The sequence below is a fragment of the Curtobacterium sp. 24E2 genome (genome assembly GCF_016925595.1).
Classification (GTDB): domain Bacteria; phylum Actinomycetota; class Actinomycetes; order Actinomycetales; family Microbacteriaceae; genus Curtobacterium.
On sequence record NZ_CP068987.1, the window covers coordinates 218753 to 230643 of the forward strand.

Annotated in this window: 13 protein-coding genes and 2 pseudogenes; 10 read left to right on the forward strand and 5 right to left on the reverse strand. The window is 70.6% G+C overall.

Annotation, left to right across the window (positions count from 1 at the left end; all coding sequences use genetic code 11):
* Window positions 1-33 precede the first annotated feature (33 nt).
* The 4 genes and pseudogenes from JN350_RS01085 to sucC all read right to left on the reverse strand — a co-directional run bounded on the left by JN350_RS01085 (window position 34) and on the right by sucC (window position 4203).
* Window positions 34-315, reverse strand: a complete 282-nt coding sequence (locus JN350_RS01085) for a hypothetical protein (protein WP_205463288.1) — start codon at window positions 313-315, stop codon at window positions 34-36.
* Entirely contained in the window at window positions 312-2033 is a 1722-nt protein-coding gene (locus JN350_RS01090; protein WP_205463289.1) for a cell division protein PerM, read from the reverse strand. Before JN350_RS01090 ends, JN350_RS01085 begins: the two co-directional genes overlap by 4 nt.
* Before the next feature lie 103 nt (window positions 2034-2136).
* A pseudogene (gene sucD / locus JN350_RS01095) lies at window positions 2137-3023 on the reverse strand (succinate--CoA ligase subunit alpha).
* An 11-nt stretch (window positions 3024-3034) separates the two neighbouring features.
* Window positions 3035-4203 (reverse strand): annotated as a pseudogene (gene sucC, locus JN350_RS01100) (ADP-forming succinate--CoA ligase subunit beta).
* A 324-nt stretch (window positions 4204-4527) separates the two neighbouring features.
* Between sucC and JN350_RS01105 the strand changes: the two are divergent.
* From JN350_RS01105 to JN350_RS01120, 4 genes are all read left to right on the forward strand, one after another.
* Window positions 4528-4962: an ester cyclase gene (locus JN350_RS01105; RefSeq protein WP_123340960.1), complete on the forward strand. Its 435-nt coding sequence runs from the start codon at window positions 4528-4530 to the stop codon at window positions 4960-4962.
* A 43-nt stretch (window positions 4963-5005) separates the two neighbouring features.
* On the forward strand, window positions 5006-5299 hold the full coding sequence (locus tag JN350_RS01110) for a hypothetical protein (protein ID WP_111085347.1): 294 nt from the start codon (window positions 5006-5008) through the stop codon (window positions 5297-5299).
* Window positions 5300-5359: 60 nt separating this feature from the next.
* On the forward strand, window positions 5360-5725 hold the full coding sequence (locus JN350_RS01115; protein WP_205463290.1) for a hypothetical protein: 366 nt from the start codon (window positions 5360-5362) through the stop codon (window positions 5723-5725).
* Window positions 5726-5817: 92 nt separating this feature from the next.
* On the forward strand, window positions 5818-6675 hold the full coding sequence (locus tag JN350_RS01120) for an oxygenase MpaB family protein (RefSeq protein WP_205463291.1): 858 nt from the start codon (window positions 5818-5820) through the stop codon (window positions 6673-6675).
* Here the strand turns inward: JN350_RS01120 and JN350_RS01125 are convergent.
* Entirely contained in the window at window positions 6648-7112 is a 465-nt protein-coding gene (locus JN350_RS01125) for an FHA domain-containing protein (RefSeq protein WP_205463292.1), read from the reverse strand. The genes JN350_RS01120 and JN350_RS01125 overlap by 28 nt on opposite strands.
* A 165-nt stretch (window positions 7113-7277) precedes the next feature.
* Between JN350_RS01125 and JN350_RS01130 the strand changes: the two genes are divergently transcribed.
* The 6 genes from JN350_RS01130 (at window position 7278) to JN350_RS01155 (ending at window position 11884) form a co-directional block, all read left to right on the forward strand.
* The gene (locus JN350_RS01130) at window positions 7278-7571 is read left to right on the forward strand and encodes a WXG100 family type VII secretion target (protein WP_111089241.1); all 294 of its coding nucleotides are present in this window, start codon (window positions 7278-7280) and stop codon (window positions 7569-7571) included.
* An 86-nt stretch (window positions 7572-7657) separates the two neighbouring features.
* Window positions 7658-7969 carry a hypothetical protein gene (locus tag JN350_RS01135; RefSeq protein ID WP_146250618.1) on the forward strand — a complete coding sequence of 104 codons (312 nt, stop codon included), beginning with the start codon at window positions 7658-7660 and terminating at the stop codon, window positions 7967-7969.
* Window positions 7969-9243 carry a hypothetical protein gene (locus JN350_RS01140; protein WP_205463293.1) on the forward strand — a complete coding sequence of 425 codons (1275 nt, stop codon included), beginning with the start codon at window positions 7969-7971 and terminating at the stop codon, window positions 9241-9243. Before JN350_RS01135 ends, JN350_RS01140 begins: the two co-directional genes overlap by 1 nt.
* Complete coding sequence (locus JN350_RS01145) at window positions 9240-9728, forward strand: hypothetical protein (protein WP_205463294.1); 489 nt, start codon at window positions 9240-9242, stop codon at window positions 9726-9728. The genes JN350_RS01140 and JN350_RS01145 overlap by 4 nt, the downstream gene beginning before the upstream one ends.
* A 172-nt stretch (window positions 9729-9900) precedes the next feature.
* Complete coding sequence (locus JN350_RS01150) at window positions 9901-10434, forward strand: hypothetical protein (RefSeq protein WP_205463295.1); 534 nt, start codon at window positions 9901-9903, stop codon at window positions 10432-10434.
* Window positions 10424-11884: a hypothetical protein gene (locus JN350_RS01155; protein ID WP_205463296.1), complete on the forward strand. Its 1461-nt coding sequence runs from the start codon at window positions 10424-10426 to the stop codon at window positions 11882-11884. The genes JN350_RS01150 and JN350_RS01155 overlap by 11 nt, the downstream gene beginning before the upstream one ends.
* Window positions 11885-11891 lie beyond the last annotated feature (7 nt).

Consider the following 11891-nt stretch of genomic DNA (forward strand, 5'->3'; position numbering starts at 1 on the left):
CCCTACCGGGACCCGCGGGTGGTGACGTCGGCGCTAGCGATCGCCCTTCGGGCGGCGCCACCAGGGCAGCTCCTCGTCGGGGATCTGGTCGGTGACGTCCCAGTTCGTCGGCCGGGCCGACGGGGTGGAAGCGGCGGCGGCCTCGGGTGCGGCCGGTTCGTCGTCGACGTCGTCCCGTCCGGCGACGAACTCCTCGGTGCTCCACGGGAACGCCGGCTGCGCGTCGGTGTGGTCGGGCGTGGACGTCGACGTGGCGGGCCGTTCCGGAGCGGGCACCGGGCGCTGCTGCTCGGCGACGGCGTCGGCACCGGTCACACGGTCGCGGAGTCCACCGGCGCGGTCGCGGAGTCCACCGGCTCGCTCGCGGAGTCCACCAGCCCGTTCGCGCGCACCGTCGGCGACACCGTGCAGTCGATCGCGCAGGGCACCCATCGCGGCACGTCCCGACGAGCGGGGTTCACTCGGGCTCTCGTCGGCCAGGCGCTCCGAAGCGACGGCGTCGGTCTTCGCCCAGGCCGGCAGTTCCACGTCGTGGTCCGGGTCCTGCGGGGGCGTCCGATGCGTTGCGATGGGCGCAGGCACGACCGGCTCGTCGGCGATCGGTTCCGTCGGGCTGTCCACAGTGGCGCGCGAGCGAGCAGCGGTCGACCCGTCGTGGGACTCCTCGACCACGAACCGGTGCACGTCCGTGGTCCGTCCCGCGCCGGCCTGGTCGAGCGCGGCGAGCAGCGAGCCCGCCCCCGCGTCAGCACCGCCGCGAACGGCCTCGTCGTCGTCCGCCTCGGTCCAGCGCTCTCGTGTCCAGCCCCGGTCCGGCAGGCGGACGAGGTCGCTGCCCGCGGCGAGGGCGATGACCGCCGGCAGGCCGATCTCGAGCGCGGCGAAGCCCCCACCACCAGGGCGTGCGGGCCGACGTCGGCCAGTCGTCCGGGGCCGAACGATCCGGACGACACCCAGGCGATCAGCCCGGTCAGCACACCGGCGACGACGCCCGTCGCGACACCGGCGAGCGCTCGGTGGAGTGCGGAGTCGGCGTTCCCCAGCGCGCGGACGAGTCGCGGGCGCATCGAGCCGCCGATCGCGAAGCCGGCGATCACCGGTACCAGGATCCAGACCAGGCCGAAGGTGTGACCAGCGGCCGGCAGTGCGCCGAACACCGGCAGTCCGGGGATCGGCCCGAGGGTCGTGGCGATCGGGGACACGCTCGAACCGGTGCCGATGGCGAACCCGGGGCCGATCAGCCACGACGTCGCCCACCCGACGAAGTCCGGCAGGAACGCGAGCTGTCCGACGGTGAGGGCGATGCCGCCGATGACGCCGGCGTGGGACTGTTCGTACAGGGTGATGACCTCGGCGAACGAGGTGAAGAGCAGGAGCGCGACGACGACTCCGGCGAACGCGACGACGACTGCGGTGGCGGCGGTTCCGGCGCGGAGACCGAACCCGGCGATCGCACGCCAGAGCAGGGGCACGCGGTCGAGCAGGTCGAGCACACGCTGGGTGGCGGGGTCCGCCGGCAGGTCCCGCCGGCGTCGGCAGACCTCCGAACTGATGAGCGCCGGTATCCCGAACCACAGGGCAGGCAGGACCACGGCCTGCCAGATCGTGGGCTGCGTGGCTGCGGAGGTCGACGACAGCGCGACGCCGAGCCCGAGCGCCGCGACGACCGCCGTCCCGACCAGCAGGCCGGTGGTGCGGTGCTCGGTCTCCGCGAAGCGTCGACCGGCACGGGCGCCGAGCCAGGCGGTCACGACCGCGAAGCCGAGTGCCGCGAGCGTCACGTGGATCGGGTCGGCGGCACCGCTGACCCCCGAGCTCTTCGCCAGCGCGGACCCGAGCAGGAACGAGACGTCGACACCGTGGCCGACGAGCCAGACGCTGCCGGTGGCCTTCCAGAACACGTCCCAGTCGATCTGCAGGCCGTACTCGAAGCCCCACAGCAGCGTGAGCGGGACCAGTGCGATCCCGATGCCGACGCCGACCGTCACGACCGCCTCGATCGCGGCGAGCAGAGCGGTTCCCAGGCGGTTCATCGCAGCGAGGATACGTGAGCCGACCCCGAACGACGGGAGGCTCGGCGCGGAAGCCGCACCGAGCCTCCCGGCTTCGTCCCGACCGTGTGCCGGGCGATGGTCGCTAGCGGGCGGCGACGACCTCGCGCAGCAGCGCAGCGGTCTCGGACGGCGTCTTGCCGACCTTCACGCCTGCGGCCTCGAGCGCCTGCTTCTTCGCCTCGGCGGTGCCGGCGGAACCGGACACGATCGCCCCGGCGTGACCCATCGTCTTGCCCTCGGGAGCGGTGAAGCCCGCGACGTAGCCGACGACCGGCTTCGTGACGTGCGCCTTGATGAACTCGGCTGCGCGCTCCTCGGCGTCGCCACCGATCTCACCGATCATCACGATGGCCTCGGTCTCGGGGTCGGCCTCGAACGCGGCGAGCGCGTCGATGTGCGTCGTCCCGATGACCGGGTCGCCGCCGATGCCGATGGCGGTCGAGAAGCCCAGGTCACGCAGCTCGTACATCATCTGGTAGGTCAGGGTGCCCGACTTCGAGACGAGGCCGATCGGGCCCTTGCCGGTGATCGTCGCCGGGGTGATGCCGACGAGCGACTCCCCGGGGTGATGATGCCGGGGCAGTTCGGGCCGATGATGCGGGTCTTCCCGCCGAGCGCCTTGGCGTGCGCCCAGAACTCGGCGGCGTCCTGCACCGGGATGCCCTCGGTGATGACGACGACGAGAGGGATCGCGGCATCGATGGCCTCGAGCACGGCGTCCTTGGCGAAGGCCGGCGGCACGAAGACGATGGAGACGTCGGCACCGGTGGTGTCGATGGCCTCGCGCACGGTGCCGAAGACGGGCAGCGACACGTCACCGTGGGTGACGGTGGTGCCGGCCTTGCGGGCGTTGACGCCACCGACGACCTGGGTGCCGGCCTTGAGCATCAGTGCAGTGTGCTTGGTGCCCTCGCCGCCGGTGATGCCCTGGACGATGACCTTGGAGTCCTTGTTGAGGAAGATCGACATGGTCAGTCCCTTCAGGCCGCGGCAGCGGCGAGTTCGGCGGCCTGCTCGGCCGCGTCGTCCATGGTCGCGGCGACGGTGACGAGCGGGTGCGCTGCCTCCGCCAGGATCCGTCGGCCCTCTTCCACGTTGTTGCCGTCCAGGCGCACGACGAGCGGCTTGGTGGCCGCGTCGCCGAGGATGCCGAGGGCGGCGACGATGCCGTTCGCGACGGCGTCGCAGGCGGTGATGCCGCCGAAGACGTTCACGAAGACGCTCTTCACCTGCGGGTCGCCGAGGATGACGTCGAGGCCGTTGGCCATGACCTCGGCCGAGGCACCGCCACCGATGTCGAGGAAGTTCGCGGGCTTGACGCCGCCGTGCCGCTCACCGGCGTAGGCGACGACGTCGAGCGTCGACATGACGAGGCCCGCGCCGTTGCCGATGACGCCGACCTGGCCGTCGAGCTTCACGTAGTTCAGGCCGTGGGCCTTCGCCTTGGCCTCGAGCGGGTCCTCGCTCGCGGAGTCCTCGAGGTCCTTGTGCGCGGGGTGGCGGAAGTCGGCGTTCTCGTCGAGCGAGACCTTGCCGTCGAGCGCCAGGATCTGGCCGTCGCCGGTGCGGACGAGGGGTTCACCTCGACGAGCGTGGCGTCCTCGCCCTTGTAGACGTCGTAGAGCTTCGAGAAGACGTCGGCCACCTGGTCGACGAGCTCAGCCGGGAACCCGGCCTGCTCGGCGATCGCACGGCCGGCGGCCGCGTCGATCCCGGTGAGCGGGTCGACCTCGACGCGCGCGAGCGCCTCGGGCTTCTCCACCGCGAGCTGCTCGATCTCCATGCCGCCCTCGACGCTGGTGAGCGAGAGGTAGGAGCGGTTGGCCCGGTCGAGCAGCACGGAGAAGTAGAACTCCTCGGCGATGTCCGCGCCCTGGGCGATCATGACGCGCTTGACGGTGTGGCCCTTGATGTCGAGCCCGAGGATGGCCTGCGCGTGCTCGAACGCCTCGTCGGGGGTCTTCGCGACCTTGACGCCGCCGGCCTTGCCGCGCCCACCGACCTTCACCTGGGCCTTGACGACCACGACGCCACCGATCTTCTCGGCCGCCGCTCTCGCCTCTTCCGGGGTGTCGGCGATGATCCCCTGGAGGACGGGGACGCCGTAGGACTCGAAGAGGTCCCTGGCCTGATACTCGAAAAGATCCACGCTGTTCTTCTTCCCGCACGGTTCGTGCGATCGGCATCGGTTTCCCGGTCGCGCACTCCACATCGAGGGTCGCTCGATGTCGAGACAACGGCCGTCACGCAGCCTAGCGCGGTGACATGGACGTCGAGACAACGGGCGGCGCGGGACGCAGGGGAAGGCGCGGTCGCTCGACCACCCGTCGGCGACCGCGCTCCACTCCCCGAGCACCGGCAGTGTGCACGTCCCTCGTGACGAGCAGGTGACGTCGAGGTGAACTCCCTCGGCGTTCCGGGTCGTCCCAGGGGGACCGGCGTACACCAGAAGACCCCGACGGAAGGACCCCGCATGACCGCGGAACGGAACCAGCAGGCGCAGGAACGACTCGGCGAGATCCTGGAGGCGCGCGCCTTCGACCGCTTCCCCGAGGTGTGGGCCGAAGACGTCGTGGACCACGACCCCGCGCCCGACCAGCAGCCCGGCCTCGCGGGGATCGTCGACTTCTGGACCGAGTTCACCACCGCGTTCCCGGACCTCACGCTCGAGCCCGACCCGCTCGTCGTCACCGACGACTACATCACCGCGGTGTTCACGATCCGCGGGACCCACACCGGTCCGTTCCAGGGCCATGCGCCGACGGGTCGCACCTTCGAGGTCCGCGGCATCCAGGTCTCGAAGTTCCGTGACGGCAAGATCGCCGAACGCTGGGGCGCGACCGACGAGAAGGGTCTGGCGGAGCAGCTCGCGCTCGGCTCCGGCGACGTCCACTTCGTCAGCGCCTGAACACCATCCGACACCCGGCACCACCCACACCCAGGAGGACACCATGAGCGATCCCGGCATCAGCCCCGTCGACGACTTCGAGGCCCAGCAGCGCCGCGACGACGACATCGACCGCGAGCACGTCGGCCCGTACGAGGTGGACGAGTCCGAGGAGTCCCTCGAGACCGTGACGAACGACGCCGTCGCCGGCGAGACCGTCGAGCCGCAGCCCGGTGACGGTACCGACGACGGTCCGACCGGCGGCTCCCCGCGCGAGGGCTCGCCCGACCTGTGGGAGCACGACGCCGACGAGGACCGGCCGGACCTGGGTGACGACCTCGGCACCAAGCCGCTCTGATCCGCTTCCCTGACCAGCGATCCCCAGGGATCCGCGGAACACGGCCCGTAGCATCGGGCCGTGTTCCGTCGCGTCCGAGCCAGCGTCCGCAGCACGCCGTCGGCCGCCCGGCTGGTGGCGATCGCGGCGATGCTGCTCGTCGCGGCCTCTGCACACCTCGCCGCGCAGTCCGAGCCGGCAGGACGGTGGGTCCCGCTCCTCGCGGTCGCGGTGGTCGGAGCCGTCGTCACCGGAGCACCGAGCCGCCTCTGGCCGCTCCCCGCGATCTGGCTCGTCGCGACCCTGCTCGCCCTGACGGGCGCCGTCCGGGTCGACGGCACGTACCTGGTGACCGCCCTCGCGACCGGCGCGATCACGCTCGTCGCGGCGATCGCCGCTGATCTCGTCCCCGTCCTGCGGGCGCGACGCCGACGGGGTGCGTCGTGACCACCCCGCAGCCTGGAGGCCCGGTGCCGGGCCCGCCATGTCCCTCCAGTCACGGCCGTCACCCCGCTGGCGCGGTGCGCCGGAACCGGCTGGTGGGGCCCACCTCCCGTCCGTCGTCCGGTCACGTCCACGACCGCAGCCTGCGTCGGTTCCTCGGTGACAGCACGCCCGTGGCCGCTGGCGGCCGTGCCATCCTGCTGCAGATCGCCGACCCGGTCGTCGCGGCTGGCGTCCGCCGGCACTCGGACTTCGCACGACGACCGCAGCAGCGGCTGGCCCACACCCTGATGTTCGTGTACGCCGTCGTCTCCGGCACGGAGCGGGACGCCGCGATCGCCGCCGGCTTCGTGAACCGGGCCCATGCGCCCGTGACCGGCGCGGACGACGTCGACCGGCAGCTGTGGGTGGCCGCGACCCTGTTCGACTCGGCTCGTCGGGCGCACGACCTGTTCGGTGCGCCCGTCACGGCGGAACGCGCCGAGGCCGTACTCGCCGCGTACGCCCCGATCGCGACGACGCTGCGGGTGCCCGCCGAGCGCTGGCCGACCTCCGTCGCGGCCTTCGACGAGTACTGGGCCGACGCCCTCGAGCGGCTCGAGGTCACCGACGACGCCCGCGGCGTGGTGCGGGACCTGCTCCACCCGCGCTTCGCGCCGTTCTGGGTGCGTGCCGCGATGCCGCTCGTCCGGATCGTCACGGTCGGGATGCTGCCGGAACGGCTGCGGACCGCTTACGGGTTCCCGTGGGGGCCGCGCGAGCACCGTCGGTTCCAGCGCACGGTCGCCGTGGTCAGCTGGGTGCGGTCGGTCCTGCCCGGGGCCCTGCTGCGGCTGCCGGGTCCGCTGCTGCTGCGGGCGATGCGGCGGACGGCCGGGCGACACGCCACTGCTGCTCGTGCTGCTGCTGGCGCTGCTGCTGCTGCTCAGCCGGCGAGTACCCGCACGGCGTAGTCCCCCACCATCACGACGTCACCGGGCCGGGCGATGACCTGCGCACCGCCCACGCTCGGTTCCTGGGCACCGGAGGCGCGGACGACCACCGTGCCGTTCGACGATCCGAGGTCCTCGACCACCAGGCCGCCGTCCCCCGTCGGCCGCATCGCGGCGTGCTCGCGCGACACCGACTTCCCCGGGTCGTCGAGCAGCACGGCTCGTCGCCCCGGCGCGGTCGGGACGCGTCGTCCCACGACGACCGGCTGGTCGAGCGGCACGACGGTGCCCGGCGCGACCTCGAGCACGAGTCGCGGCACGATGCCGATCGTCGGCAGCGGCTGCTCGGTCCGGACGACGGCGTCCGGCTCGTCGTCCGACACCGGAGCCGCGGGCAGCACCCATGCCCGGGACAGGTACCCGGCCTGTCGGTCGCGCTCGACGTCGGCACGCGTCACGACCGGACGTCTCGGAGTGTCGTCGTCCTTCCGGCGTCGAGCCACCGTGTACCCCTCGTTCTGGTGATTGTTCAGAAGTGGTGCGAGATGCAACGCGATCCAGTATGGTCGAATCGCGCCGGGGGTCGCCCGGTACTTCACATACGCATCGGGAGGGCATGCGCCATGGCCAACGTCAACGTCACCTACGACGATCTTCGCAACCAGGCTTCGCAGCTTCGCAACGGCCAGAAGGCCATCGAGGACCAGCTGAGCCAGCTCAAGAGCCAGATCGACAACCTCGTCTCGTCCGGCTACGTCACCGACAAGTCCTCGAAGGCGTTCGACTCGACGTACTCGGAGTTCAACTCCGGCGCGACGCAGACGATCCAGGCCATCGACGGCATGGCCGGGTTCCTCGAGAGCGCGGCCAACACCCTCGAGTCGACCGACGAGCAGCTCGCGTCCAGCATCGGCTGAGACCGGCTCGGAACGGTGGTGGCCGGCGTCTTCGGATGCCGGCCACCGTTCTCGCTGCTCCGGCAGCACACGCTTCGAACGACGACTTGACCAACGGGGGGACCGTGGGCGGCACGCTCAAACTCGATCTCGACATGATCGGCGGCCTGGCAGCTGATCTATCGAGGCTGCACGGCGACTTCGAACACGTCGCCTCGACTGCTGCTGACTACAAGTCCGGGGTCGGCTCGTCGACCATCGTCAGTGCGATCGACGAGTTCGCCAGCAACTGGGACATCCGCCGGGGGCGACTCCAGGAGTCCATCAAGGCGGTCGCCGAGATGGCTGAGAGCGCACACGACGGTTTCACGCAGACCGAGGTCGAACTCGCCAACAAGATCCTCGGGAAGGACAGCTGATGGCGCGTCCCACCGACTGGAGCGCCGTCGACCTGCCGATCGACCCGGTGCCGGGCGATCCCACGGAGATCCGCCAGTCCGCATCGGGCGCTCGTTCGATCGAACGGGCCATCACCGAGCAGGTCAACCGCCTCAATTCCCTCAAGGACGGCGAGGGTTGGGAGAGCGAGTCGGGTACGAAGTTCCGCGACTCGGCCGGTGACCTCGCCGGCGCCATCGAGAAGGCGAAGGGGCGCTACACCCAGCTCGCCGCGGCGCTCGACGACTGGGCGAACGGGCTCGAGGGGCTCCAGCGCGAGGCCGACGCGGCCCTGGTGCAGGCGCAGGACGCGCGGGATGCGCACCGCGCGGCGGCGAACCAGACGATCACCGCCGAGGCCGACAGCCCGGACCACCAGGACCAGGTCGACGCGCAGGACCGCGCGCTGAGTGCGGCGCAGGGCGACATCGACGCGGCGAAGGCGATCATCCACCGGATCGCTGGCCCGTCCGGGCTGGCAGGCGAGTACGGGGACCTCTCCGACCGCGTCGCGAGCCGCATCCGGGACGGTGCGGACGACGGGATGAAGGACGGCTGGTTCGACCACGTGAAGCAGGCGATCCACGATGCCAAGGGGGTGCTCGAGGCGATCAAGAGCATCCTGAACGTGGTCGCCCTCGTCCTCGTGGTGGCCGCGGTCATCGTCGCCTTCGCGATCCCGGGCGTCAACCTCATCGCGTTCGCCGTCGCCGGCCTCGTCGTGGCGAGTCTGACGTTCGGTATCACTGCAACGCAGGCCGCCGCCGGAGACGCCACAGCATCGGATGTGGCGTGGGCGGCCGTCGGCGTCGCGGCGTCCGCTGTGGGCCTCGGAGCCGCGAAGACTGCTGCGTCCGCGCTACCGGCCTTGACACGGTCGACCCTGCAGTCCGGCGCACGCGGAGCAGCGAACAGCGCGCGAGCGGCCGGCATCCCGGAGGGACCGGTCTTCTCTGCCAAGTACGCCGAACTGCGAGCGAGCGCGGCAGCGGTCGGCGACAAGGCCTTGGTCAAGTTCTTCGACAACACGCTCACCAACGGTGCGATCGCGCCGGTGCTCATCAGCCGGCTTGCGAGCGGAGGGCCGATCGCTCAGGAGATGCTGCCGAAGATCCTGCTCCCAGCCGTGACCGCCTCGGTACTCGGGGCGAAGGGCATCTACGACGGCGTCGTCGACGCTGCTGACGACCTCGGCGACCTCTTCTCCGGCAACTACTGGAAGAACGCGACGTCGGTGCAGGTCGGCTCTCTGTGACCGGCTACCGCCTGCAACTCCCGGAAGGGTGGATCCGGACCCGTCTCTCCGGCGACCTCGACCACGTCGTCGACCAGATGGTCGAGCGGACGATCCCGCGCGGGCGCTTCGGAGACTCGGACGGTGCCATCGCCAGACGCCGGCTCAGAGACGACCTTCGCCAGTCCTTCGGCGCCGCCGCCGACGCAGGAGCGGTCGACATGTACTCCTTCGAGGGCGAGGTCAGCGGTGTCCGGCTGCCGATGAGCTTCTCGGTCTCCGTGGCGCACTTCGGCGTGACCGTCGGCGCCCTGCCGCTCGAGGTCTTCGCAGAGGCGCTCAGCGACTCGGGTGACGCGCGGGTCGTCGACTTCCCCGCGGGCAAGATGATCCGTGCTCGGAAGGAAGTCAGCGAGACTGCCGGAGCAGCACTCCGCGCCGCAGGGCCCCTGCCACCGGGATCGGTCTCCTCTCCGCGCCGTCCCAGCGCTCGCTGGAGGCGTTGAACCGATTCGTCGCAGACAACGCCGACGTCGAGGTGTCAACGACAACGGTCGATTACCTCGCTCCCATCCCGGGTGAGCAGGGGACCTTCGTCCTTGTTTCGCTGACGGCTCCCGGCCCCACGGACGTCGAAGCACGTGTCGGGCACTTCGACGTGCTCATGGCAGGGTTCGGGTGGACACGATGACGACGCGGCTGGAGGTCCCTGTCACCACCGTGATGGCCCCGCTCGGGATCGTGTCGAACCGCGTCCAGACCAGCGAGGACCTCGCCACGACGGATCGCGAGGACCTTTCCGAGCTCGGCCAGCTGCTGGCTGCGCGGGGAGCAGATGCCGCATGGGCCCTCCTCGACGAAGTCGACGATTCGATCGCGTCCTGGATCGCGCTCACGCTCCGACCCCTCGGAGGTGCTGCGCCGGGTGTCGTCCGTCGAGCCGCGCGCTACGACGATCCGATCGAGAGCGACGAGGCGATGCGCAACACGACGCTCGGCCGAGCGCTTCGGCTTCGACAACGAGCCGCCATCACAGCGCCGAGGCGCGACGAACCGAATGCCACCATCGTGAGCGAGAGTCTCAATTGGTCGTGGGTCCTCCCCGCGGACATGATGTTGTGCGTGCACTCGAACACAACACAACTGGTCTATGCCGATTGGGTCGCCCGTCACGTCGATCTGGTAGCGAACGGCATCGACGTTGTCCACTGATCTCCCTGAACTCGTCGTCCGCAGCGCGGTCGTCAGTGATCGGGCAGCGGCGCGTGACCAGTTCATCGGTCTGACCGTCGTCGATGGCACGGTCTTCTCGGTCCGATCGGACGGCCGCATCGAGACGCTCTGCTCCGGCATCCGCCGAGCGGCATGGGCTCCCGCCACGGCACTGCCACGGGAGATCGGCGTCGTCACCTCCGTCGGGGCGGTTGTCCTGATCAGCGACGACAGCACCAACGTGTTCCCACTGGACGTGTGGTGGATCGAGCCTGCCGCTCCGGCGACGCCTCGCCAAGCAGTGTCATCAAGCGGGTTCTACGACCTCGCCGACCGACTCGGTCTCGAGATCGCGTTCGATCCGGACGCGATGACGGGCTTCCAGACAGCGAGCGCCGTCGTCCACGTCCCGCTTCCGGACACCGCAGCACGCCGCGCCCGACGGCGCACCTTCGTGGTCGCGCTCCTGCAGGCGATCGCGCTCGTTCCCGTCCCCATCGCGTTCGCGCTGCTCGGCCGAGGGTGGGGCGGCAGCGTCGCGGTGCTGGGTTGGCTGAGTGCGGCCGTCTCAGCAGCCGCTCTGGTGAACGTCGTGCTCAGTGTCCGAGGACGACGTCGAACGCGACTGCGGATCGGGACCACGGTGGTTCGTCCGAGATCCGGGCCCGGGTGGTTCCGAGCGCGAGCCGGCATCTCAGTCGCGAGCGGCATGGTCGTGATCGACGACGGACGCGGCCGATCCGTCCTGCTGTCCACACCGCAAGCGACCTCATCCGCGTCGGCTGTCGTTCGTGCGCGCACGGTCCGCGGGAAGCAGGCTCGCGCGGTACTGATCGACGGGACGGACGTCGTCCGCGCCGAGCTGCCGTTCGCGTCCTGGCCCGAGTCCGACATCGACGAACTGCTCCGAGAGCTCTCGGTGATCCGAGATGCAGGCAGCGACCGACGCAGGTCTGCGGACGTGCGCTTCGACCCGCACCGCGGTGCCGCCGTTCCTGGCACATCACTCATCGCGTGGACCTCGCTCGGGGTCGTCCCGCTCACCGCCGTGGGCGGTGCGACGATCCTGCAACTGATGGTCTCGGTCTTCGCGAAGATCGGAGGGCCGCTGACATGGGGGATCGCCCTCTCGTTCGGTTCCGCGTCCGTCGTGATCCTGCTCGCGGTCATCGGCACCGAGCTCGGCGGACGACTGCCCCCTGTCGAACCGCCTCCTCGAGGTTTCCGGCCTTCTCGGACCTTCGGGTCTGTTGTCGGCTGGTTCGTCCTCCTCTCCGCCGTGGCAGTCGGGTTCCTCGCGGTCGGAGACCCGGGGACCGCCTGCTACGCGGAAGCGCTTGCTTTCGCGAGTGTGGCGTTGCACTGGTCGCTGTACCGTCGCCGTGCCATCCAGTCCCGTCGTGGAGTGACGAGCATCGGGCGCTGGCTCGCAACGGGATGCAGGAATTGACCGGACA

Bases quoted from the DNA above. Each gene is read 5' to 3' on its own strand.
- JN350_RS01140 (WP_205463293.1), top strand. From the start codon at position 7,969: ATGGCGCGTCCCACCGACTGGAGCGCCGTCGACCTGCCGATCGACCCG.
- JN350_RS01130 (WP_111089241.1), top strand. From the start codon at position 7,278: ATGGCCAACGTCAACGTCACCTACGACGATCTTCGCAACCAGGCTTCG.
- JN350_RS01090 (WP_205463289.1), bottom strand. From the start codon at position 2,033: ATGAACCGCCTGGGAACCGCTCTGCTCGCCGCGATCGAGGCGGTCGTG.
- JN350_RS01110 (WP_111085347.1), top strand. From the start codon at position 5,006: ATGAGCGATCCCGGCATCAGCCCCGTCGACGACTTCGAGGCCCAGCAG.
- JN350_RS01105 (WP_123340960.1), top strand. From the start codon at position 4,528: ATGACCGCGGAACGGAACCAGCAGGCGCAGGAACGACTCGGCGAGATC.